Source organism: Candidatus Nealsonbacteria bacterium (assembly GCA_011050465.1).
GTDB lineage: Bacteria > Patescibacteriota > Minisyncoccia > Minisyncoccales > RBG-13-36-15 > RBG-13-36-15.
In genome coordinates, this window is record DRFQ01000009.1 from 112,311 (window position 1) to 136,651 (window position 24,341).

General features: G+C 36.8%; 23 protein-coding genes, 1 tRNA gene and 1 pseudogene. 21 read left to right on the forward strand and 4 right to left on the reverse strand.

The window, feature by feature from the left end; translation table 11 throughout:
• From ENH66_02430 to ENH66_02440, 3 genes are all read left to right on the forward strand, one after another.
• Entirely contained in the window at positions 1 to 1,260 is a 1,260-nt protein-coding gene (locus tag ENH66_02430; GenBank protein ID HDZ54537.1) for a DegT/DnrJ/EryC1/StrS aminotransferase family protein, read from the forward strand.
• A gap of 52 nt (positions 1,261 to 1,312) precedes the next feature.
• The gene (locus ENH66_02435) at positions 1,313 to 2,347 is read left to right on the forward strand and encodes a peptidoglycan bridge formation glycyltransferase FemA/FemB family protein (GenBank protein HDZ54538.1); all 1,035 of its coding nucleotides are present in this window, start codon (positions 1,313 to 1,315) and stop codon (positions 2,345 to 2,347) included.
• Positions 2,348 to 2,424: 77 nt separating this feature from the next.
• The gene (locus tag ENH66_02440; protein ID HDZ54539.1) at positions 2,425 to 3,261 is read left to right on the forward strand and encodes an FtsQ-type POTRA domain-containing protein; all 837 of its coding nucleotides are present in this window, start codon (positions 2,425 to 2,427) and stop codon (positions 3,259 to 3,261) included.
• Here the strand turns inward: ENH66_02440 and ENH66_02445 are convergent.
• Positions 3,258 to 5,141 carry a phospholipid carrier-dependent glycosyltransferase gene (locus ENH66_02445; protein ID HDZ54540.1) on the reverse strand — a complete coding sequence of 628 codons (1,884 nt, stop codon included), beginning with the start codon at positions 5,139 to 5,141 and terminating at the stop codon, positions 3,258 to 3,260. The two genes, ENH66_02440 and ENH66_02445, sit on opposite strands and share 4 nt — an antisense overlap.
• 133 nt (positions 5,142 to 5,274) lie before the next feature.
• Positions 5,275 to 6,888 (reverse strand): hypothetical protein, encoded by a 1,614-nt coding sequence (locus ENH66_02450; GenBank protein HDZ54541.1) that lies wholly within the window; start codon positions 6,886 to 6,888, stop codon positions 5,275 to 5,277.
• A gap of 364 nt (positions 6,889 to 7,252) precedes the next feature.
• Between ENH66_02450 and grpE the strand changes: the two genes are divergently transcribed.
• From grpE to ENH66_02495, 9 genes are all read left to right on the forward strand, one after another.
• Positions 7,253 to 7,807, forward strand: a complete 555-nt coding sequence (grpE, locus tag ENH66_02455) for a nucleotide exchange factor GrpE (GenBank protein ID HDZ54542.1) — start codon at positions 7,253 to 7,255, stop codon at positions 7,805 to 7,807.
• A gap of 37 nt (positions 7,808 to 7,844) precedes the next feature.
• Positions 7,845 to 9,767, forward strand: a complete 1,923-nt coding sequence (gene dnaK, locus ENH66_02460) for a molecular chaperone DnaK (GenBank protein HDZ54543.1) — start codon at positions 7,845 to 7,847, stop codon at positions 9,765 to 9,767.
• Between the two features lie 213 nt (positions 9,768 to 9,980).
• The gene (gene dnaJ / locus ENH66_02465; GenBank protein HDZ54544.1) at positions 9,981 to 11,042 is read left to right on the forward strand and encodes a molecular chaperone DnaJ; all 1,062 of its coding nucleotides are present in this window, start codon (positions 9,981 to 9,983) and stop codon (positions 11,040 to 11,042) included.
• A gap of 109 nt (positions 11,043 to 11,151) precedes the next feature.
• A tRNA-Lys gene (locus ENH66_02470) sits at positions 11,152 to 11,224 on the forward strand.
• Positions 11,225 to 11,288: 64 nt separating this feature from the next.
• Positions 11,289 to 11,960 (forward strand): hypothetical protein, encoded by a 672-nt coding sequence (locus tag ENH66_02475; GenBank protein ID HDZ54545.1) that lies wholly within the window; start codon positions 11,289 to 11,291, stop codon positions 11,958 to 11,960.
• 113 nt (positions 11,961 to 12,073) lie between these two features.
• On the forward strand, positions 12,074 to 13,300 hold the full coding sequence (locus ENH66_02480; protein HDZ54546.1) for a S41 family peptidase: 1,227 nt from the start codon (positions 12,074 to 12,076) through the stop codon (positions 13,298 to 13,300).
• Between the two features lie 168 nt (positions 13,301 to 13,468).
• On the forward strand, positions 13,469 to 13,744 hold the full coding sequence (locus ENH66_02485; GenBank protein HDZ54547.1) for an acylphosphatase: 276 nt from the start codon (positions 13,469 to 13,471) through the stop codon (positions 13,742 to 13,744).
• 10 nt (positions 13,745 to 13,754) lie between these two features.
• The gene (gene rplI, locus ENH66_02490) at positions 13,755 to 14,201 is read left to right on the forward strand and encodes a 50S ribosomal protein L9 (GenBank protein HDZ54548.1); all 447 of its coding nucleotides are present in this window, start codon (positions 13,755 to 13,757) and stop codon (positions 14,199 to 14,201) included.
• A 111-nt stretch (positions 14,202 to 14,312) separates the two neighbouring features.
• On the forward strand, positions 14,313 to 15,956 hold the full coding sequence (locus ENH66_02495) for a CTP synthase (protein HDZ54549.1): 1,644 nt from the start codon (positions 14,313 to 14,315) through the stop codon (positions 15,954 to 15,956).
• Between the two features lie 151 nt (positions 15,957 to 16,107).
• On the opposite strand, the gene ENH66_02500 is transcribed toward ENH66_02495, so the two are convergent.
• On the reverse strand, positions 16,108 to 16,380 hold the full coding sequence (locus ENH66_02500; GenBank protein HDZ54550.1) for a 50S ribosomal protein L27: 273 nt from the start codon (positions 16,378 to 16,380) through the stop codon (positions 16,108 to 16,110).
• Positions 16,381 to 16,621: 241 nt separating this feature from the next.
• Here ENH66_02500 and uppS point away from each other — a divergent pair, with 241 nt between their 5' ends.
• The 9 genes and pseudogenes from uppS (at position 16,622) to ENH66_02545 (ending at position 22,859) form a co-directional block, all read left to right on the forward strand.
• The gene (uppS, locus tag ENH66_02505) at positions 16,622 to 17,311 is read left to right on the forward strand and encodes a di-trans,poly-cis-decaprenylcistransferase (protein ID HDZ54551.1); all 690 of its coding nucleotides are present in this window, start codon (positions 16,622 to 16,624) and stop codon (positions 17,309 to 17,311) included.
• 110 nt (positions 17,312 to 17,421) lie between these two features.
• Positions 17,422 to 17,721, forward strand: coding sequence for a hypothetical protein (locus ENH66_02510; protein HDZ54552.1), 300 nt, complete (start codon positions 17,422 to 17,424; stop codon positions 17,719 to 17,721).
• A gap of 355 nt (positions 17,722 to 18,076) precedes the next feature.
• Entirely contained in the window at positions 18,077 to 18,394 is a 318-nt protein-coding gene (locus tag ENH66_02515) for a hypothetical protein (protein ID HDZ54553.1), read from the forward strand.
• A 637-nt stretch (positions 18,395 to 19,031) separates the two neighbouring features.
• Positions 19,032 to 19,185 (forward strand): annotated as a pseudogene (locus tag ENH66_02520) (DNA alkylation repair protein).
• Positions 19,185 to 19,499, forward strand: coding sequence for a thiol reductase thioredoxin (locus tag ENH66_02525; protein ID HDZ54554.1), 315 nt, complete (start codon positions 19,185 to 19,187; stop codon positions 19,497 to 19,499). Before ENH66_02520 ends, ENH66_02525 begins: the two are co-directional and overlap by 1 nt.
• A 76-nt stretch (positions 19,500 to 19,575) precedes the next feature.
• A complete protein-coding gene (locus ENH66_02530) occupies positions 19,576 to 20,013 on the forward strand; it encodes a hypothetical protein (GenBank protein HDZ54555.1) in 438 nt (145 codons plus the stop codon).
• Positions 20,014 to 20,034: 21 nt separating this feature from the next.
• The gene (locus ENH66_02535) at positions 20,035 to 20,946 is read left to right on the forward strand and encodes a flavodoxin family protein (protein ID HDZ54556.1); all 912 of its coding nucleotides are present in this window, start codon (positions 20,035 to 20,037) and stop codon (positions 20,944 to 20,946) included.
• 23 nt (positions 20,947 to 20,969) lie between these two features.
• Positions 20,970 to 21,509: a hypothetical protein gene (locus ENH66_02540; GenBank protein HDZ54557.1), complete on the forward strand. Its 540-nt coding sequence runs from the start codon at positions 20,970 to 20,972 to the stop codon at positions 21,507 to 21,509.
• Positions 21,510 to 21,620: 111 nt separating this feature from the next.
• Positions 21,621 to 22,859, forward strand: a complete 1,239-nt coding sequence (locus ENH66_02545; protein HDZ54558.1) for a hypothetical protein — start codon at positions 21,621 to 21,623, stop codon at positions 22,857 to 22,859.
• 78 nt (positions 22,860 to 22,937) lie between these two features.
• Here ENH66_02545 and ENH66_02550 read toward each other — a convergent pair whose 3' ends face one another.
• On the reverse strand, positions 22,938 to 23,894 hold the full coding sequence (locus ENH66_02550) for a hypothetical protein (protein HDZ54559.1): 957 nt from the start codon (positions 23,892 to 23,894) through the stop codon (positions 22,938 to 22,940).
• Between the last annotated feature and the right edge of the window lie 447 nt (positions 23,895 to 24,341).

A 24,341-nucleotide genomic window follows, 5' to 3' on the forward strand; every position in this document is an offset into this window, starting at 1 on the left:
ATGATTGGTAATTTTCGACCAATTTCTATATCGCTTTCGCCAAACACCGAAAAAGATGATATTGACTTAGCTTTAAAATTAATCTTCCAACCTTGGCGGTGGAAAGAAGGAAAAGACATTGGAATATTAGAGAAAGAGTTTAAAAAACATTTTGGAACAAAACATGCTGTCTCTTTTAATAGTGGCCGCTCGGCTTTTTTAGCAATTTTAAAGTCACTTGGTTTACAGGAAAATACCGAGGTTTTACTTCAGGCTTTTACTTGTAATGCAGCCGTAAGTCCTATTTTGTGGGCTAATTTAAAGCCAGCTTATGTTGATTGCAAGAAAGAAACTTTCAATATTGACACAGAAAATTTACAAAAAAAAGTTACTCAGGCAAGTAAAATTTTAGTAATTCAGCATACTTTTGGTTTGGCAGCCGAAATGGAAAAGATTTTAGAAATTTGCCAAAGGAATAATCTAATTTTAATTGAAGATTGTGCTCATTCTTTAGGAACTAGTTATCGGGGGAAAAAAGTAGGCACCTTTGGCAAGGCTGCTTTTTTTAGTTTTTCTCGAGATAAAATTATATCCTCAGTCTACGGCGGAATGGTGATAACTGATGATGATATTCTGGCTAAAAAACTTAAAGAATTTCAAGAAAAAGTAAGTTATCCCTCAAATTTTTGGATCTTTCAGCAGTTACTTCATCCAGTTCTGATGAGTTTTTTAATTTTGCCTACCTATTCTTTTTTAAGGCTTGGCAAAACATTATTGAGCGTTTTTCAGTGGCTCCAGATTTTGTCAAAAGCTGTTCATTGGACAGAAAAAAAAGGAAAAAAACCAGGTTATTTTCCAAAAAAAATGCCAAATGTTCTCTCTTTTCTTGCCTTAAATCAACTAAGAAAACTTGAGAGATTTAATAACCATAGACGCAAAATAGCTAATTTTTATTACAATAATTTAAGAAATACTTCTTTCGAGTTGTTAGAAAAAAGTGAGGGCCAAGTTTTTTTAAGATTTACAATAAAACACTCAAAAGCTCATCAAATTATTAAAAAAGCTTGGCAGGAAAACATTTTAATAGGGGACTGGTACACAACTCCTATTGCCCCTCATGATACCAATCTGGAGAAAATGAAATATATTTCTGGAAGTTGTCCAAGAGCTGAAAAATTAGCCAAAGAAACTCTAAATTTACCAACCCATATTAATATTTCGCAAGAGGAGGCTAAAAAGATTGTAGATTTTCTGATTCGAGTCACTCATCTTTATTTTTAATTCTTAACACATTTATGACGGCCGTCATAAATGTGTTATATGTCTATGGGTTATGGGCTTTAAAATTAGAGAAATAAATAATAAAAAAGTCTGGGAAGAATTTTTATCGAGGACTAATGAAAAGACCTTTCTACAATCTTGGAACTGGGGGGAATTTCAGAAAGTAACGGGAAATAAGATTTGGAGATTGGGGGTTTATACAGAAGATAATTTATTGGGCTTAACTTTGGTTATTAAGATTACAGCTAGGAGGGGAGTTTTTTTGTTTTGTCCGCACGGGCCAGTTATCAAAGAACAAAAAACAGAGAACAGAAAACAAATTTTAAGAGAGTTTATCAATGTATTGAAAGAAATTGCCGGGGAAGAAGGGGCGAGCTTTATCAGAATTGCTCCGATTTGGGAAAGAAACCGAGAAAACATTAAAATCTTCAAAACTCTGGGATTCAGGGAAGCCCCTATTCATATGCATCCTGAGTTAACCTGGATGTTAGATATTACGCCGGACGAAGAGCAACTTTTAATGCAAATGCGCAAAACCACTCGTTATTTAATTCGCCAGGCCCAGAAGAACCCAGATGTTATAATTAGCAACAGTCAGAAGTTAGACAATGTTGAAAAATTTAATGAACTTTATCAAATAACAGTTGATCGACACAATTTTATTCCTTTTTCGTTAGACTACCTCAAAAATGAAGTCTCAGCATTTTTATCAGATAATCAGGTAGTAATATTTTTAGGTAGATATAAAGAAGAAATATTAGGTTCTGCTATTGTAATCTATTGGCAGGGAACTGCTTTCTATCATCAAGGAGCTTCATCTTTAAAATATCCGAAAATTCCCGTATCTTACCTTTTACAATGGGAAGCCATTAAAGAAGCCAAAAAAAGAGGTTGCAAAATTTATAACTTCTGGGGGATTGCTTCAACTGATTCTTCAAGGCATCCCTGGGCGGGTCTTACTTTATTTAAGAAAGGCTTTGGCGGATATGAAAAAGAATATGTTAAAACTCAGGATTTACCACTATCGAAAAAATATTGGCTAAATTATTTTGTCGAGAAATTAAGAAAAACCAGAAGGGGATTATAAATGTTAAAAGTGGAAGTTTAAACATTTATAAATTAAAGGTTGGAAAAGAATAAGCGACAAAAGAGGTTCTAATTTCAATGATTACCAGGAGATTTAGAAAACCTTACCGGATTAGAAAGAAAAAATCGATTTTACGCAATCGATTTTTTTGGCTAGGCATTATAATCATTATTATTGCCGGAGCTATTTTTTATTTTTTATTTTTTTCAAAGACTTTCCAGATTAAACAAACTATTGTTACCGGCGAAGAAAAGGTCTCAGAAGAAAGTCTTAAATTATTAATAGAAAAAAGGTTAGAAAATAGAATATTGTTTTTTAAGACAAGAAGCCTTTTCTTGGTTAACTTAAATGGAATAAAAGATGATATTTTAGATAACTTTCCCCAGATAGCAGAAGTTAAAGTCAGTCAAAGTTTCCCTGATACTATTAATATTATTGTAGTAGAAAGATTGGATTTGGCAATTTGGTGCCAAACAGAACATTGTTTTTTACTTGATAGAAAAGGAATAATTTTTGACTTAGTTAGAAATGACATTTCTACTGAATCTGAGAAGGTTCCGGGCGAAATTGTTTTGACAAAGATTATAGACAGAAGAGATATAAGTTCTTTTAATTTGGGAGATCAAATCATTGAAGAAGATGTTTTAGTATCGATTCTCGACATTAAAAAACACATAAAAGGAAATCTTGAAATAGAAATAGAAGAGTTTGTTATTCTTAATCCAGGAAGGTTGAACGTTAAAACCGCCGAAGGCTGGGAGATTTATTTTGATCTTCAAAAGGATATCTCCTGGCAGCTGACAAAATTAAATTTGGTTTTAAAAGAAGAAATCCCCCCGGAAGAAAGAGGGAATTTAGATTATATCGAGCTAAGGTTCACCAGGGTCTACTATAAATATAAAGCAGGAGATTAATCAATATAATATACGAAAATTGAGTAGCCGATTTTTTTTATAAGTTTGTATTTATCAAGCCAGAGATAATATCCTACAGGTTGGTCAAAGCCATAAGCTGGTTGGCCTTTTCCTCCCTGCAAAAGAGTAACAGATACCGCCAGATAGCTTCCCTTGGGAAGCTTTTTTGGATTCCACCTCCCCTGCCAGGGCCTAAATCTTTTGCCCAAATAATACGTTGTATCTCCTCCACCGAAATAATCAACGTAAATTTCATTAATTCCTTCTTTTTCTATCCACGTTTTTAATCTCTTTAAATCCTGGCCCCAGTCTAGATTGGAATCAACAGCATAAGTATGGCCATTATTTGGCCCGCCGACTGTTTCATTGAAATAAGAAAGAAAATGAGGATAAGTTTTTATAACCGAAACAGCCTGCCAGAGAATTAAAATAATTAAAATTGAGTATTTAATAAGTTTGAACAGGCGATTTCTTTCTGTTTTTAATAAAACAATGATCCCGCCGCCGACCAGAATATAAACAAAAGGAAAGGTGGGAAGCAGGTGTCGGACGCCAATGTTTAAGTTGCTGCTTAAACTTGTTCCCCAATATATCAGAAGCCAAACCAAGAAAACAAATTCAGTGAAGTGATCTTTTATCCAATTTCTAAGACGGGAAAGAGTTTGCCTCCAGGACATTCGGCTGAGCCCTTCGGCAGTGAGCTCAGGACGAACCTGCTCAGTCGAAGCCAAAAGCCTCTTTATTGAGTAAGCGACGAAAAGCAAAGTTATCAAAGTTAAAATATGAAAAGCCAAGGGTTCCTTAATAATATAAACAATAGGGAAGTATTGAATCCAGCCTGCAGCTGAAATTTCTCCTAAAAAGTAAGTAGTATTACCGCCGGCCGCCCTTCCTGTAGCCATAAAAACACCTAAAAAATAATGACTCCAAGGCTTTAGAATCGGACGTTCTGCCATCCAACCGACAATTTCTGCGGGAGTCCCCAGTTTCAAGGGAAGATTAGGCAAAATATTATTAAGGGGATGGTCTTTTAAAAACTCTTGAGCATAATCTTCTATCTTTTCTGTGGGTAAGTTTAAAACATGATATTGGTATACAGGCCAGATTAAAAGAAAAGCAATGATAAAAACCAGAATAATCTTTACACCATAAGAGAAAAATTGTTTAATTTTTTCTTTCTCAACTTTAAATATTATCCAAAGAAAGAAGATAATGATAAAAAGAGGAAAGAGAAGGATTAAAGAGAATTTTAAAAGTTGAGCTATTGCAAAAGCAATACCAGCTAAAATAATATTCTTATAAGTAGGGGTTTTTAAGAATTTTAGAAAGTAGTAAATACCCAGAACTGCTCCGGCCGCCGCGGCGACATCTGTGGTGACCAATCTGCCGTGAGCGAGAAAATTAGGTGAGAAAACAAACAGAAACAAGGACAGAAGCGCAGCCTTGTTTCCAAAAAGTTTTCTTGTCCAGAGGAAGATAAACCATCCTAAAAATATCAATAATAAAATCATGGGCAGCCTCGACCAGAATAAGATTTGGTCAGGATCGTTGCCTGAACGGTATAAAAATTGATAGGCAAAATCGAATTGATGCCACCAGACAGGTTTCTCGTCTTGAATCCAAGATGAATCATCTTTTGGGAAATTAAGATTTAGAAACAGAAGCGGGATAGCAGCAAGGTCTTTGATTAATGGGGGATGCTCCGGATTAAGCCTCATATCCTTTTGAGTTAGATAGGAATAGCCAGCTGAGACATGGGCAGTTTCGTCAAAAGTAAAAGAATCCTCGAGTATACTGAAAATAGCCATCAAGAACATAGATAGAAGCAATATTCCAGCGATAATATAGGTCAAGTCATTTGGAGACCTCAATTTTGACATAGAATTTAGAAAATTAAAATAAAGATTAAAGCAAAAATTAAGTCCAAGACTTTAGAAAAGATAATAATAAGAAGAATTCCTCCTAAAATTATTAATAGTATTCTTAGTTTATTACCCATTTCTGTTTTCATTTTCATTCTATTCTGTAAAGATAAAAGCTGTTTGTTTCTATAACTTTTCCTTGGGGAAATTTCTTCCGAAGCTCATCAAATAGTTTTCCGTCATATAATGGTACAATTATAGTTTCTTTTTGATCCGTTTCAATTTTATTTAAATCCTCAGCTTTTACATAGATTGAACGTGGCTGATTGAATTTAGCAGCTTCAATGAATATAACGGTTTGAGCCGGGATCGAAATTCCATAGAGAGGTACTCCGGGTTCGTTTACTATTACATACTTTTTAATTTTAGAAGGTAGAGAATTAAGGTAGTTTCCGATTGTTACATAATTCTTAGAAAAAGCCTTTTCTACTTCTGAGTTTTTGGCCCAGTTATAAAAATATTTATTAAATTCAGAATAGCCAGTAAAAACAATGAACAGTAAACAAAGAACAAAAAGCAACTTCGGCTTTTTGATTATATTTTTTAACCATCCATAGATTACTAAACCTCCGATTGCGGCAAAAATATAGACTACCGGTATTACTCCAATTACTCTTAGAGCATGAGGAACCCCTTCATAGGTTAAAACGCCAGGCAAAAGCATAGCAAAGAACCAAATGAACAGTAAACAATAAACAGTAAACAGCGGGTAATTTTTAGTTTTGATTGATTGAATTAAGTGTCTGATTGATAAAACAATACCAATTAGAAATAAGATTCCTATTGGCCAGAAGAGCATGGGGGATCCTGCAAAATTATGACGCCAATTTGGATCACCGTAAAAATTGAACATTCCCAAATGCTTAACAAGGCTTTCTCCAAAAGCCATAACTGGACTTTGTTGAGAAAAAATAGAAACTCCAGTGGCCCGACCAATAAAATCTCCAGGATTCTGTAAAAAATAAATCCCAATCGGCAGAGCTATTAAAATAATTACGACTAAAAAAACATTAACCTTCCACCAGCCGTCTCGTAAATATATTTTTTTCCAGAGAATCCTGCCCCAGCCAATTTCAGACCTTTCTTTTTTTAAATATTCTATAAATTTTAATATTAGAATTATAATTATGATAATGACAGCCATTCGAAAAGAAATATAAGTATAGAAACCTATTCCCCAGAAAATACCAGAAAAAATAAAGTTTGAAAGCTTCTTGGTCCGGAAGGCCTTCATTAGAAAATATAAGCCAAAAACCAAGACGAAGGGAACTAAAATTCCCCGGAAGCCAATTCTGGAAAAATTAGTGTGCCAGAAAGAAATAGCCAGGAAAAAAGAAGCTAAAAGGGCAATAGCCGAATGATTAAATGGTTTTATGGCTAAATGACTAAATAGTTCCTTGGTTAGTAAATATAGACCAAGGACAGTGAGTATCCCAATGATTGCAGTAACGATTTTTAATGACCAGACAGAAGCTCCAAAGACAGCAAAAGATAAGGCAACTAAATTAATAAAAAGGCCTTCGCGGCCGTTATTGTCCGGATAAAAAACTTTAAGATTGCCGGTTCTCAAAACTTCTAAAGCATTATTTCCATTGATAGCCTCATCGGGATAGAGCCCTGGTGGAATAGAATCTAACTGCCAGAGTCTAAAAAAAGAGGCGATAACCAGAATAAGCAACAAAAATAATAATCCTTTATTCTTCATTAAAGTATTCTAACAAATATGGATTAAAAAATATAGTGAATTTGTTTTCTTGACAAATTATTATGGACGTTTATATAATAAACTATCTGGCAGCGGAAAGACTCGGGAATGGAAAGTACAACGGAAAAAACAGTTCCTTTTTTCTGAAAGGCTTCGCCATGATTCTTGGGTGGAGTTTTTTGTTATTAATCATCGATGCGGGAGGTTGACGGTTAATTTTTATTCGTGTAAAATAAAATGAGTATTCTTGACTTTTACTCCTAAATAAACAACATAATCGCTTAAAATAAAAAGTTTAAAGTTTGGCAATTAACCCGTTCGATAGGCTCAGGGCTAATCTTGAGTGTAATCGAAGGATTGAAAAATGGAAGGGAACACCGAAGAAAAAAATAAAAGAGAAGACAATAAAAAAGAAAAAAAATTAAGCGTTGATGAACCGAAAGAAAAATTGAAAGAATTTCAAAGACTAGCCGGTGAGTATTTGGCTGGTTGGAAGCGTTCGAGAGCCGACCTATTGAATTACAAAAAAGAGGAAATGAACAGGATTTCAGAGGCTCTAAAATATGCCAATAAGGAGTTAATCTTAAAAATATTATCAGTCTTAGACACTTTTGATTTAGCAGAAAAGAGACTACCGGCAAATTTAAATAATAACGAACATATCAAGGGAATTTTTCAAATAAGAAATCAACTGCAAGATCTTCTAAAAAATCAAAAAGTAGAAGAGATAAAGGTACTGGGGGAAAAATTTGATCCAAATTTCCAGGAAGTCATAGAAGAAGTAGCAGTAAAACCCTTCTCCTCTGAAGCTTCGGAGGGCAGGGATAAAGAATCAGGTCTTGTCATTGAGGAAGTTCAGAAAGGATATTTATTACACGGCAAAATTTTGAGGCCAGCTAAAGTGAAAGTTTCAAAATAAACAAAGTATATAAAATTTTAAAGATAAAATAAATTATATGGCAAAAATATTAGGCATTGATTTAGGAACCACTTTTTCAGCTATGGCCGTGATAGAAAGTGGAGAACCTAAAATTGTTGAAAATAAAGAAGGAGCCAGGACAACTCCTTCAGTTGTAGCTATTACTAAAACCGGCGAGAGATTAGTAGGAGTGGTAGCTAAAAGACAGCAGATTACTAATCCCCAAAACACAATTTTTTCAATAAAAAGGTTGATGGGACGACGATTTTCAGATTTAGTGATTCAGCAGGACAAAAAGCTCTTGCCTTATGAAATAAGAGAAAGAGAAGACGGGGGAGTTGAGGTAAGGATAGGAGATAAATGGTACACTCCTCCTGAAGTCTCAGCTATGATTTTGCAGAAGTTAAAGCACGATGCTGAGGAAAAATTAGGAGAGAAAATTATCGATGCTATCATTACCTGCCCTGCTTATTTCGATGATTCGCAGAGAAAAGCAACAAAAGTGGCGGGAGAAATCGCAGGATTCAACGTTAAAAGAGTGATCAACGAACCCACCGCCGCCGCTTTGGCTTATGGGTTAACAAGAAAGAAAGAAGAACAAATTGTTGTCTATGACTTTGGGGGAGGAACTTTTGATATTTCAATTTTAGACGTTGGGACAGATACGGTGGAAGTTAAGGCAACCGGCGGCGATACGCACCTGGGTGGAGATGACTTTGACCAAAAAATAATGGACTGGGTGGTAACCGAATTTAAAAAAGACCAAGGGATTGATTTATCGAAAGACTCTTTGGCTCTACAACGGATTAAAGAGGCTGCCGAGAAAGCTAAGATTGAATTATCAACAACCCTGGAAACAGAGGTCAACATTCCGTTTGTCACTTCAGACGCCTCAGGTCCTAAACATCTTTATTATAAACTAACAAGGGCTCAACTTGAGAATTTGGTCAAAGATTATATTGAACAATCCATTGATCTTGTCAAAAAAACCCTAAAAGAGTCAAAACTTGACGTTAAAGATATTGATGAAATAGTTTTAGTGGGTGGTCAAACCAGAATGCCAAAAATTCAGCAAGAGCTTAAAGATTTTTTCGGCAAAGAAGCCCATAAAGGAATTAATCCCGACGAAGTGGTAGCAATTGGAGCTGCAGCCGAAGGAGGAATTTTGGGGGGAGAAATTAAAGAAGTATTGCTTCTGGATGTTACCCCTCTTTCTTTAGGTATTGAAACCATGGGACAAATCAGTACAGTTTTAATCCAAAAAAATACAACCATTCCCACTTCTAAAACTCAAATTTTTTCTACCGCCTCCGATAGTCAAACCACAGTCGAAGTCCGTGTTTTACAAGGAGAAAGGTCAATGGCTACTGACAACAAAACCTTGGGAAGATTTATTTTAGATGGTATTCCTTCTGCTCCTCGGGGAATTCCCCAAATTGAAGTTACCTTTGATATTGATGCAGACGGTCTATTAAATGTTTCAGCTAAGGATAAAGCCAGCGGCAAAACGCAGTCAGTAAGAATTGAGGGTTCTTCCGGTCTTTCAAAAGAAGAGATAGAAAAAATGAAAAAAGAGGCAGAAGCACATACAGCCGAAGATCAGAAGAAACGAGAATTAGTAGAAGTGAGAAATTCAGCCGATAATTTAATCTACACCACAGAAAAAACCTTGAAAGAATCAGGTTCTAAGATGAATCAAGATTTAAAAAAAGAGATTGAAGGAAAAATAGAAAATTTGAAAAAAATAAAAGAGGGTGATACTATAGAGGAAACAAAAAGCAAGATCGCAGAATTATCTCAGGCTATTCAAAAGGCAGGAGCTGAATTATACCGTCAGACCAAGGAAGAGAAGTCAGCCCCAAAAGACGATGGCTCCGACTCGGAGACGGGGCAAGAGCCTCGCCAAGGGCGGGATGAGAAAAAGCCAGAAGCTGAGGAGGGGGAGTATAAAGAGAAGTAGCGCTCAGCAACGAAGTCTCAAAGTACCGACCCTCAAAATCCCAGGACATTCGGCTGAGCTCAGTCGAAGCCCGAGATTTTGGGGTCTGCGTTCTCGGCTTCTCGTCCGCCTTCGGCGGAACCATGCCGATGAGCCTGCGAAAGCTACTTTAAAACTTGTTGCCTCGCTTAGAGATTATTCGTATATGCGTAATAATTCGTAATTCGTAGGGATATGAAAGACTACTATCAAATTTTAGGTGTTTCTCGGGGCGCTTCTCAAGACGAGATTAAAAAGGCTTATCGAAAGTTGGCCCATAAACACCATCCCGACAAAGGCGGGGATGAAAGAAAGTTTAAAGAAATAAACGAAGCTTATCAGATTCTTTCTGATAAAGAAAAGAGGAATCAGTATGATAGATTTGACCGAGTCTTTGAAGGGGCTGGAGTAGGTCCAGATTTTGATTTTGGAAATGTTTGGGGCAGATCTGGAGAGGGAGTCGAGTTTGATTTAGGAGAAATGTTTGAAGAATTTTTTGGATTTACAAAGACGCGAGGAGATTTAAGAAAAGGCAGAGATATTGAGATGAATCTTGAAATTCCTTTAGAATATACTCTTTTGGGACAAGAGAAAAAAATTTCTTTATATAAAATGCTTTCCTGTTCAAGGTGTCAAGGATCAGGAGCTGAACCTGGTACGCCTGTTAAGGAGTGTTTCTCCTGTCGGGGAGCGGGTGAAGTTCAACAGATAAGAAGAACTTTTTTTGGCTCTTTCACTAAACATATTATTTGTCCTGAGTGCAATGGTGAAGGGCAAAAACCGGAAAGGCCCTGCAATGTCTGTAAAGGAGAGGGAAGAATTAAAGGAAATGATAATATTAAAGTATTTATTCCGGCTGGCGTAGATTCAAATCAGGTAATTAAAATTAACGGTAAAGGAGAAGCTGGAAGAAGAGGAGCAAAATCCGGAAATTTATATGTCAGAATTTTGATTAAACCACATTCAATCTTTCAAAGGAAAGGAGATAACCTATATCTGAAAATCCCTGTTTCTTTTTCTCAGGCCGCTCTAGGAGATGAAATTGAAATTTCTACTTTAGAAGGAAGAAAAATTTTATTAAAAATCCCACGAGGCACAGAGTCAGGAAACATTTTAAGAATTTCTCAAAAAGGAATTCCTCGTTTTTCTGGCCATGGGAGAGGTGATCTTTATATTGAGCTTAGCATTAGAACCCCAAGAAAATTAACAAGAAAGCAAAAGGAATTATTAGAAAAATTGAAAGAAGAAGGAATATAACTATTGTTTCTCAACGGAAGTGCTAAATCCTAATTTTTAAATCCTGATGCCACAAATCCTTCGGATTAGGGTACGAGGCAGACACATCCCAATGACTAAAATTTTAAGAGCCCCGCTAACTCAACTGGTAGAGTATCTGCCTTTTAAGCAGGAAGTTGGAGGTTCGAGTCCTCCGCGGGGCACATAAAAAACAGCACTTTCACAAAAAGACAATAGTACCTTTACGAGAAAGGAGGTAAGACAAGGATGAGACTACAAGATGCTGTACTTTTTCCTAAAGATCCCGTAATTTGGCCTGATGGTTTTCTTCCCATTCAAGGATGGGACCAAAGAATACAGATAAGGCTGCCGGTCGCTATTGGCAGTTTTGATGAAATACGGGTCGCACAAGCCATGTCTCAGAAAACTATCGAAATGATGACGAACTCGGGAAGTCAGCTTCTCTTTAAAAAAATCAAAATAGAAATTCGGGAAAGGACGTATTGGCTTGCTTTACAAATTGAACCACAAGGATTTATTATTTTTGACCCGCCATTAGAATCGAGATCTAAAAAGCAGAAATCCAATGCCGTTTATTACGCTGCTAGCGAGAAGTGGGGATTATTGGTTCAATATATCCCTCCTGACTCTAGGACATCTTCTCATGACCATTCAAAGTCAAGATGGATCGAAACAAATCATCCTCTTATCGGCGGGGCAAAATTGTGTACCTCCGAGAATCGACAGCAACAATTGACGTACCATTTAACAATGGCTAATCCGATCAGCCCGGTGATAACACCAAGAGTTATTCATCAGATATCGACAGATGACCAACCCCTTTTGAATATCATAGAAATCACAGGAGATCCAGACTGGTTCAAAAAATGGAAAAACGGAGGAGGGCATACCTTCGAAACGTTCCCGCAACAGCCTTAACATCTTGTCGAAAAAAATACCTGAGTTATTCCTAACGGAATAACCAGGTTTTTTTGTAATATAATATGAGAAAGTATAGACGTCGCCTCTTAATTTTGTTATAAATAATTACAATGCAAAAGCGAATATTTTTTGGTTTTTTAATTTTGGCTTCATTGACAAGTTTTAGCTTTGGAATTTTAGTTGGCAGGACAACAGTCGAACCAAAGATAATTTTTGGAGTCATAAACCCTGAGGAAGGAAAATCTCAAGAAGTCGATTTCTCTCTTTTTTGGAGGGTTTGGGCAAGTATTCAAGAAAAATTTGTTGACGAAGAAAAATTTGACTATCAAGTAATGCTTTACGGTGCTATTTCCGGAATGGTAAATGCCTTGGATGATCCATATACTGTTTTTTTTAATCCCGAAGAGGCCAAAAAGTTCAAAGAAGATGTTTCTGGAAAATTTGAAGGAGTCGGCATGGAGGTCGGAATAAGAAAAAACGAATTAACAGTTATTGCTCCTTTAGAAGGAACACCGGCTCAAAAAGCGGGACTAAGGGCTGGAGATAAAATTATAAAAATTGGAGACACGATTACAGGTGAGCTGACAATTGATGAAGCGGTTAGTTTCATTAGAGGGCCAAAAGGAACAGAAGTAACTTTAACAATTTTTCGAGAAGATTGGGGAATACCAAGAGAAATTACGTTAATTAGAGAAGTAATTGAAATACCTTCATTAAAATGGGAATTACTCGCCTCGCCAGGCGAAGCCGGTGGGAAAGAACCCGATATAGCCTATATAAAGCTTTATCATTTTCATGAAAAGGCTGGAGTTGATTTCAAAAAAGCAGCTTTTGACATTTTAGAAAGCCCAGCCAAAAAAATAATTTTAGATTTAAGAAATAATCCAGGAGGTTATTTAGAGATATCTCAAGATATTGCTGGTTGGTTTTTAGAAAGAGGCCAAGTTGTGGTCATTGAAGATTTTGGCGAAGGCAAAGAGAAAAAAGACTACAAAGCCGGGGGGAATGAACTATTCTTAGAATATCCCATGGTAATTTTAATCAATCAGGGATCGGCTTCAGCCTCTGAAATTTTAGCTGCTGCTCTTCGAGATAACCGTGGCATTAAAATCATTGGAGAAACTTCTTTTGGAAAAGGCTCTGTCCAGGAATTAGAAGATTTACCAGAAGGATCATCTTTAAAGGTTACAATAGCCAAATGGTTAACTCCAAAAGGTGATATTTTGACTGATGTTGGTTTGGAACCAGACATCAAAATAGATATGACCGAGAAAGATTACGAAGAAGAGAAAGACCCTCAGCTTGAAAAAGCTATAGAGATAATTGAACAATTATAAAGTTTATCGTTCGGTTGCCGAGCCGCAAATCACCGACCCTCAAAATCCCAGGACATTCGGCTGAGCCCTTCGGCAGTGAGCTCAGGACGAACCTGCTCAGTCGAAGCCCGAGATTTACAAACCGGTCGCTCAGCTCCCTGTAATTGCTGAGCAATTAAGCATAGGGTTATGAGAAAAAGAGTTATTATTTTAGTATCAGGGTTAGTACAAGGAATATTTTATCGATCTAATACTCTGGAAAAGGCTAAAGAGTTAAATTTGACAGGTTGGGTGAAAAATGAGTTTTCAAGTTCTGTGAAAATTGTGGCCGAAGGGGAAGAAGAAAATTTAGAAAAATTAATTGAATGGACAAAACAGGGCCCCGCTCTTGCGAAGGTTGATAAAATTGAGGTAGAATGGGAAAGAGACAGGGGAAAATTTAAGGATTTCGAAATTAGATATTGAATTAAGAATTATGAAAATCATATTACTAAAAGACGTTGAAAATTTAGGAAAGAAATATGAAGTAAGAAATGTTAAGGCAGGCCATGCCAGAAACTTTTTAATTCCAGAAAAATTGGCAAAACCAGCGACAAAAGAAGCCCTCAAATGGTTAGAAGTCCAAAAACAGATTTCAACAAAAAAAGTTGAAGAAGAATTAAAAGGAGTTCAGGAATTAGCTTCTAGTATTGACGGGCAAGAAATAATGATTAAGGTTAAAGTTGGCGAGAAAGATCAGCTTTTTGAGTCAATTACTCCTCAAAAGATTTCAGAAAAATTAAAAGAATTGGGCTTCGAAATTAAGAAGAATAAAATCTTACTTGAAGAACCTATTAAAGAACTGGGTGAATTTCCGGTCAAAATTAGACTTGAACACAATTTAGAATCTGAAATAAGAGTAATTTTAATCCAAGAAGAATAATAGCCCCACGAATTACCGATCAGTGCGAATATACGAAGCAACCCTACGGAGAGTTGCTTTAAGTAACAGCGTAGATTCGTAGATATTCGTAATTTGTGGAGGAGAATACTTATAACACGATTTATTTTTATATCGGGGGGGGTAATGTCGGGTATCGGCAAAGGAATAACAACGGCCTCAATTGGAAAAATCCTTCAGAGTAAAGGGTTCAAGGTTACGGCTGTTAAGATTGATCCTTATATTAATGTCGATGCCGGAACAATGAATCCCATTGAACACGGAGAGATTTTTGTAACCGAAGATGGAATAGAGTGTGATCAGGATATTGGGAATTATGAAAGATTTTTAGATTTGGACTTAACCACCGACAACTACATTACTACGGGTAGAGTCTATCAAGCCGTGATAAACCGGGAAAGAAATCTCGGTTACGGAGGAAGATGCGTTGAAGTTGTTCCCCATATCCCCCTGGAGGTAATCTCCAGAATTAACAGAGTAGCCAAAAGAGATAAAGCCGAAATTGTTCTAATCGAAATCGGAGGCACAGTGGGGGAATATCAAAATATGTTATTTTTGGAAGCAGCTCGTATGATGAAACTCTCTCAACCAAGAGGGGTTCTTTTTATATTGGTAAGTTATTTGCCTATACCCAAAATTATAGGAGAAATGAAAACAAAACCCACACAATACGCTGTAAGATCTTTGAATATGGCCGGTATTCAGCCAGATATCATTATCGCCCGCTCTCAGATTTCTGTTGATGAACCAAGAAAAAGAAAAATTTCTCTTTTTTGTAATGTAGCGTTAGAAGACGTTATCTCCGCTCCCGACATTGAATCGATCTACCAGGTACCTGTTAATTTTGAGAAAGATCAATTGGGTAATCGAATTCTAAAAAAGTTTGGGCTAAGAGCAAGAAAAAACAACCTAAAAGATTGGGCCAATTTAGTTAAGACTATAAAAAGAGCAAAAAAGCCGGTAAAAATTGGTATAGTTGGAAAGTACTTTGAAACAGGCAAATTTACCCTTATGGATTCTTATATTTCGATAATTGAAGCAGTAAAGCAGTCCTGTTGGTTTCACAAACGGAAGCCTGAAATTCATTGGTTAGGATCAGAAACATACGAAAAAAATTCTCAATCAGTAAAGAAATTGAAAGATTATGATGGAATTATTGTGCCAGGTGGGTTTGGAGACAGGGGAATAGAAGGAAAAATAAAAGCTATTGAATATTGCAGAAAAAATAAAATTCCCTTTTTTGGTCTTTGCCTGGGAATGCAGTTGGCAGTAGTAGAATTTGCCAGAAATGTCTGTAAAATTAAGAAAGCTTGTTCGGTTGAATTTTCCAAAAATTGTAAGTCTCCGGTGATTGATGTAATGCCGGAGCAAAAAGCTCTAATATCAGGAAAAAGATATGGCGGAACAATGAGGTTAGGAATCTATAAATGTAAAATAAAGCCCGGAACAATAAGTTTTAGAGCTTACAGCACTAATCCGGAGTTGAAAAGCATAACAGTCTCTGAACGCCACAGGCATCGATACGAACTGAATAATAACTTCAGAAAGGTCTTGGAATCCAAAGGAATGATAATGGCCGGCATCAATCCAAAAAGGAATCTTGTTGAAATTATTGAAATATCAAATCATCCTTTTTTTGTGGGCACTCAATTTCATCCTGAGTTTAAATCGAGGCCGTTAAACCCCCACCCTTTATTCAAAGAATTTATAAAAGCCTGCCTCAAAAAATCAAGCTAGTCGTCTTTCACTTCTCCTCTTAATTATGAAATAATTGCCTACTGTTCACATACAGCAAGAGGGCTGAGCGACTGATTATGTAATTCTTTTGTAAATTAAAAAGCACCATAGATTGGTTTCTACGGCGCTAGAAAGATTTATAGGAAGAAGGTTATTCTATATCAACAATTTTAGCAATTTTTTGAGAACTATCAAAGCGTCTGATCCGTTTTGTTCTAAATCGAACAACACCTTCTTTTGAAGCATAGAGAGTGTCATCTCTGCCTCGTCTGACATTTTTACCGGGAATAAATTTGGTGCCTCGCTGACGAATAATTATCATTCCAGGTCTGGCTAATTGTCCATCAGAAAGCTTCACTCCCAGATATTTTGGCAGAGAATCTCTCCCTAATTTTGTTGCGCCTGCTGATTTAGTCTTTGCCATATTTACTGCGTAAATATGGTAACCCCTCGCTAATTTTGCCGTTGTAAATTTAGTGATGGGGTGGCCATACCTTATTCTCATCTATGTTATCAAGTATCCCGCAATTTGTCAAAAACCATCAAGATGATATAATTTTACTAATTGGTGTTATTTTAATATCTTTGCTTTCTTTTGCTGCGGGCTACATATCAGGCGCCTTGCCAGAAAAAGAACTCATTCAATTTGAAGAGACGCAAAATTCATGAAAGAAATTCCATATCACATTGGCATTATCATTGATGGTAATCGAAGGTGGGCCAAAAATAAAAGTTTGCCCTTTCTTGAGGGACATCGGCGGGGATTAGAAAAAGTAAAAAAGATAGGGAGGTGGTGCAAAAAAAAGGGAATTAAGATTCTTACTCTATTTGCCTTTTCAACCGAAAATTGGAATAGGCCTAAAATTGAAGTTAGCTATTTAATGAAGCTAATAATACAGGCCTTGTCTCAAAAAAATATCAAAGAAATCGATGAAGACGGTATTCGCATTAAAATTATTGGCCAAAAAGAAAGACTATCTTCTCGACTGCAGGAAATAATAAAAAAGGCCGAAGCAACGACCCGAAACAACAGAGAAGGGATTTTAAATATTGCTTTAAATTATGGCGGGAAAGCCGAAATTGTGGAAGCTGTTAAAAAAATTATTAAAAAAAGAGTTCCATTTCATAAAATTAGCGAAAAATTAATTGAGGCAAACCTTTGGACTTCGGGCGAGCCTCATCCCGATCTGATTATTAGAACAGGAGGAGAAGAGCGTCTTTCGAATTTTTTAATCTGGCAGACAGCCTATTCCGAACTTTATTTTTCAAAGAAATATTGGCCGGATTTCACCGAGGAAGATTTAGACGAAATTTTGGAAGATTATTCTCATCGCCAAAGAAGGTTTGGGAAATAGGATAACGATCATAGCCGTAAAGACAGTAGCTAATTAGGAACTACCTTTATGGCTTTTTTGTTTCCGAAATCTTGTCTTAGATAAAACTAAATTAAAATGGAGAAAGATATATGAAATTTATTATAGAAAGACCAGAAGAAAATATTGTAAACTTAGCCAGAAAATTAGGGTATATACCAAAAGATATAACAGGGGGAGAGTTTAATCTTGTAAGACCGCTTCGGGGCAGAGAATATCCAAGATTCCATCTTTATCTAAAGGAAGACAAAGGAAGGGGCGTTCTTTTGTTTAGTCTACACTTAGATCAAAAGAAGCCATCTTATACCGGTACTCCAGCTCACGGCGGAGAGTATGAAGGAGAAGTGGTTGAAAAAGAAAGAGAAAGAATAAAGGAAATTATTGGAGAATAAATAACTTTCTCTTGCGGCGGGCTTGCCCACCTAAATTTCGAAGAAACTTAGGCGGGCTTGTTTTTTTGATAGAAATTTTATAAAATAGTTCTAGTATCTTTTACAACCAAAGAAGGAGGAAAAGACAAAATGCGGACTAGTCTTGAATGGATAGGTAAAATAATCAAATGGACAATTAAAGCAATTGAGATTTTTCTCGCTGCCATTGTGGCAATTTTGTTTATCTGTCTGTCTATAAGCGTCATTCCAATCGTAGGAACACTATATTTTGTTTCAACAATCCGTCGTGGATATCATGGAATTTGTAAATAAGAAAAGATAAGTTTTTTGTGTATAGGTAGAAGGTGAGCCAAACATGGTAGAGGAAATAAATAACCATTTTTATTCTGGTAGAACTCTGACGCCCGATGAACTGGAAATAATGAGATTCGTAAGGGATAAAAATCAATTGGAACGATACATATCCCAGCCGGATGGTTCTTATAAATGCCGATGTGGTAAAATAATTCTAGCAGTTCACGTTATTTATCCTATTTTAGACGAATTACTCCCAATAATAGGAATAGACAATCATCTCTGTGAAGAAGTCCCATATTGTCCTAATTGTGAAGAAAGACCAAAATCTTACGGTCCTCTTATTGATCCAAGGAATCATCCTAAAGGACGCAATTAATCGAGCGTCCTTTTTTATTTCACTAGAATAAAAAAGATATACAAAAAAGCTTGACATTCTTTTATGATTTGATATAATTTAAGAAGTCGGAAAGGAGGTGGCGAAATGGTTCTGATGAGTACGGAACCAGTACGGGAGGTACCGGCCGGAAACGGACTTACTTCAACAGAGCAGTTGAAGATTCACATAGGTGAAGCCAATTTACTCGGAATTCATCCGAGGAGACTCGAAAAGATCTTGGCAATTGAATCAATCCGAGGAAAGATCGTTCGACTCCGACGATGGATCGCTGATAATTGGTGAATAAGCCATCGCCTCCTAGCCCCCAGAGATCGCATCGCGTTGACGCAATCTCTGGGGGCTCATTTTTTTTGAGTGATTTACGTCCGTATAAAACTTCATATGGGGCAAGGTTTTTTGTTTACATTGAATCTGCCTGCAATAAGCTTGTCGAATTTGTCGAATGTGCTTGCCCTGAGTTTGTCGAGGGAGTAGAATGAGAGGAATATAATACAAAGAAATTCTGAAAAAACTAAAATCACTCTCTAACAAAAAGGCGGTGGCCGGAATGTCGCGATTCGGGATTAATCCGAAAAATACTTTGGGTATTTCTGTTTATATTATATGAGGTATCGCAAAGAAAATTGGGAAAAGAAATATAAATTTGAACAGGAAAGCAATTAAGGCAGCCGGAGATTCAGAGAATAGATTCAAAAAGCGCCAAATGGATAGCTTCTGATGCAATCAGAGAGTTAACAAGTAAAGCAGTTCAAAAAAGACTGCGTAAATAATGTTGGAATTTAATAGTCAAAATTTTGAAGAAGAAGTTTTAAGAAACGGAAAGCTGGTTTTAGTCAATTTCTGGAGGCCGGGATGTAAACCTTGTTTAGTGATTGAACCTATCATTGAAGAAGTGGCTAAAAAGTTTGAGGGTAGGGTAGAGGTTGGAAATTTTAATATAATGGAGAATCCTGAAATTGCCCAGAAATATAAAATTCCAGCGACCCCCACTCTTATCATTTTTAAAAACGGGAAACCGATAGAAAAAGCAGTCGGCTTACGTCTCAAGCAAGTTTTAATCGATAAGATTAATTCACTATTATAAATTCTACAAAAGTTCCATTTGGTACTAAAATTTATTAACGGTTTTTATTTTTTTATAAACCTGATATAATTAAGCTATGAAACACTATCCTTTAATCAGAACAATTTATCTCTATCTTTTTGCCTTGCTTGGTTTGGTGCTTTTGATTATCGGCGGAGTTCGCTTTGTTGATATGGGACTTAGGGCCTTTGTTTTTACTAAAGCCGAAGAAGAACAAAGACTTCTCCGCAAAGAGCCGCCTTATATGCCTTATTCGATTCAAAAAATTGAGGAGCTTCAAGAAAATGAGGAAAGGCTGTCTGAAGAAGAAAAAGCTGCCATTGGGCAATGGCTGACAGATTACAAAGACTGGCAGGAAAGAAGATCAAAAATTGATTATCTCACATCCAAAAGGCATCGGGATGCTTCTGTTAACTTAGCTTTGATTTTAGTTGGTTTGCCCTTATATCTCTATCATTGGAGAATTATTAGGAAGGAGACAAAAAACAGAGAGGAAACCCAAACGGCTGCTTAATCGGGAAATTAAAAAATCAATATGAAAAGAGGAGTATATAAACGATGTAAGGGAAAATTAGACTCTTGTAAAGGTAAATCAATAAAAATATTGGGTATTTCGAGCGGGAAAAGAAGCTCACTTGAATGTGCAAGAGAAAATCCCGTAAGTTTGTATTACCTAAACCTTACTTTGAAAGCAGCGAGAAGGAAGGGGGCAGAAACACGGTTAATTGATCTGAGAGATTTGAAAATTGGCGCCTGCAAGGAATGTTACAGTACTTGTCCTGCCCAGTGCCGATTTAATGAGAAAACAAATCAGTGCGATTGCTATGCTTTCCAGAATGATTATATGTTTATCGATGAAAAAACGGCATTACCAATAGAAGAAGCATATGATAAGGTCAGTAAGAAAGAATTCTTTGAAATTTTTCGTGACGAAGGAAGATTCGCAGAAAAAGATGATATGTGGCAGGTTTACAAGGCAATGAGAGAGGCTGATGGAATTATTTTTGCGACCTCAACCAATTATTATGGCCGGCCAGCTTTGTTGCAGACCATGATTTCAAGGCTTTGCGCTCTTGATGGAGGAGTGGAGGAGCTTTGGGGCGACGGGAAAAATCTGAAGAATTCCATATCCTATTCAAAAAATCCAAAAGCAAAATATAAACAAAGACTTTATGGCAAATGGACAGCTTTTATTAACTGCAGCAAAGAAGGCGACAGTGTGACTCCTAATCTAATGAAAGCTTGTTCTATGATGGGAATGAAAATACTGCAACTAGGAGTTGCCTATAGGGTGAATTGGTATGACGATCCAACCCACAGAACAGATACCAGAGAATCAAAGAAAGATGAATACACATTGTCATTGGTGAAACATATCGGGGAAGAAATAGTAGAACAGATTAAAAAAAGTTCGAGAACTTACGGAATTTATTCTAGGATGGTTTAGGGTATAATAGTTATGTTATATTGATGAAGAAATTTATTCTCTTTTCGGGAATATTAATAATAGTTCTGGTTGTCGTCATTATAGTTTGGAATGGCAAAGAAGCTGAGGAGTCCTTCATTGCCGTGAATAGTTTTGAAGAATGTTTAGCCCGAGGATATCCGGCTTTGGAATCTTATCCACGCCAGTGTAAAACAGACGGCAGAACATTCGTTGAAGATATAGGCAACGAGTTAGAAAAATTAGATCTCATTTTAATCAACAGTCCCCGGCCAAATGCCAAAATTAAAAGCCCCCTTGAGATTATGGGGCAGGCCAGGGGATACTGGTTTTTTGAGGGTGATTTCCCGGTGCAATTAGAAGATGGAAATGGCAAAGAATTAGCTACAACTACAGCCCAAGCTTTTTCTGAATGGATGACAGATAAGTTTGTGCCATTTGAAGCTACTTTGGAATTTCAGAAACCTACAACAAATAGGGGAGTGTTAATCTTAGAAAAAGACAACCCTTCTGGTTTGCCGGAAAACGCCGACGAGTTAAGAGTCCCTGTGTACTTTGCTGATTAATATTGTGCGACATTTATAGATTTGCTTTGTTAATTTTATTGTGTTAAAAAAAACATAAAAGGTCGAACGCTATTAAAGGGAAAATATATTATTGAAACAAGATACATAAAAATGAAAAAAGTTATAGGAATTGGCATTGGCATATTGTTTATACTTAGTATTTTTGTTGTGCCTATTGTGGCAGAAGCAAAAAAGGCAAGCATAGCTGAATTGCAGGTCTTGATTGAACAATTACAGCAACAGATCGAAGAATTAGAAGCAAAGATAGCGGAATTTCAACAATCAAAAGCAGAAGTGAAAGAAGCAGGAAAGGAAGTTAAAACAACGCTCAGGTTTATCCGACAACTACAATGGGGTATGACCGGCGAAGACGTGGAATTACTGCAAGAAATATTAAAAACAGACCCTGAAATTTATCCTGAAGGATTGGTTACGGGATACTTCGGTCCTTTAACTTATAACGCCGTAAAGAAATTTCAAAGAGCAGCGGGTATTGAACAGGCTGGCCGGGTCGGACCAAAGACGCTGTCTAAAATAAATGAATTACTCATAGAAGGCGTTGGTAGTTCAGGGAAAGTACCGCCAGGATTATTAATTGCACCTGGAATTAGAAAAAAACTTGGCTATATACCCGCAGTACCATCTGGGCAAGAACTTCCTCCAGGTATAAGTAAAAAATTAGATGAAGAAGAAGAAGAGGAGGAGGAGGAGGATGTCACACCACCTCTAATTTCTGGATTATCCGCAATTGAGACGACAACTAATTCGACAATGATTACCTGGGTTACCGATGAAGAAGCAGATAGTAAGGTTTGGCATAGCGAATCAACTCCGGTTGATACAGAAGGGCCAGATCCGACTGTAAGCGATTCTGAATTGGTATTAGAACACAGCTTGGCGATATTTGATTTAGTCCCAGACACCACCTACTATTATGTTGTTTCTTCTACTGATGATGCAGATAATGTCACGACTTCAAGTGAATCTTCTTTCATAACTCTAGAGGAAGACACAACAGCCCCTGTTGCCGTAACTGATCTTTCTGCTTTAAATGAGACAACTTCGTCAATCGATCTTTCCTGGACCGCTCCCGGAGATGACGGAAACACAGGAACTGCTGCAAGTTATGATGTTCGTTACTCAACATCAGAAATTACTTCAGATAATTGGTCCTCTGCGACCCAGGCAACAGAAGAGCCAACCCCATCAGTTGCTGGTGCAACAGAATCAATGACAATATCAGGATTATCTGCAGAAACCACTTATCACTTTGCACTTAAAACTTCAGATGAAGTCCCCAACGAATCAAGTCTTTCTAATGTACCAAGTTTGGCGACATCGTCAGAGTAAATTAGACGAAATAGTGTCATAAAAAAAACCGTTAGGCCCGCTTGCCGGTGAGGCAGGGAATAGACCTTAACGGTTTTTTTATTCTTTTAGATTTTTGCCGCTGTGAAACTTGCGATGAATATCACGGAGACGTTTATTTGTTACATGGGTATATACTTGGGTTGTAACAATATTTCTATGGCCCAAAAACTCCTGAATGCTTCTTAAATCAACGCCCTGGCTTAACAGATCTGTAGCGTAAGAATGCCGAAGGGTGTGGGGGGTAGTAAAAACGGGGACACCGGCCAATACGGCGTATTTTTTTACGATTCTCTCTATGGACCGAGGCGTTAAACGACTCTCTGCATCTTTTCTGGCCCTATAATGAATAAATAAGGCCTTTTCTTTGTCTTTTCGGGTATCCAGATATTTTTTAATCCAGGACAGAGCCCTTTCTGAAAAATAGACTGTTCTGGGATGGCTTCCTTTGCCAATAATACTAAGTTCTAAATCCTTCTTATCTCTTATATTAACAAATTGCTCTTGGTTAAGGGCAACTAATTCAGCTATTCTTAGGCCTGTTGAGAAAAAGGACTCTAAAATAGCCTTATCCCTTAAGCCAATAGTGTCTTTTAACTTGGGAGTTGTTAAAAGCTTCTCAATTTGCTCCAAATTAAGGAATTTTACGGTTTTTTCCTTGCTGGCTGTCTTTGGAAGACCTATTTTATCTGCGGGGAGTGAAGCTATGTCTTTAGCTGTAAAATAGCCCAGAAGGGCTCTCAGGGCGATTAAATAGTAGTTCTGGGTGACTTTCTTGAGAGACTGGCCCTTATTGCCCTGAAATCTGGAAAGATAAAGTCTATAAGTCCAGATATCGTCAGCAGTCAATTCATGGGGTCTCAAATCCGCCTTTTTGGCTCCCTTAAGCCACGAAACAAACTTCCCAAGGTAATGCTTATAATTTTCCTGGGTTTTGTCTGCTAAACCTTTTTCAACTTCGCAATAATCTAAAAAATCGGGAATATGTTTTAAAATTGGTTTATCTGATTGTTTCATATCGCAATAGATTAACCGGCATTATTAGAGGAGTTTTTTAAGCCCGTATAATAATGTCGCTTTACCTACATTGTGCGACTATCTCTACCTCTATAATAAACGGGGCAAAAGGCCTTGTCAAGTGCTCCCCTATAGGTTTATATATAAAGTATTTTAGAAACAAAAAGTCAGCTTAATAAGCTGACCTTGATCCTCCTCTTTTCTTTACGACGTCGAGATATATTTGACATTGTTTTTGGGTCCAATCGCTAGCGAGAAAAAAAGAAGATGCGCCAGATACAGTCTTCAATTGTAACAAGAAATTCATTTTCACGAGGATAGTCTTTCTTGAATAAACGCTTTACTCGAATATAATGAACCTCTGTTATTTCATCGTTTCTGAAATGACCCTTTTTTTTGGAATTGATTACTCTTCGTGCTTTTCTTAATGCCTTTGCCTTACTGTTT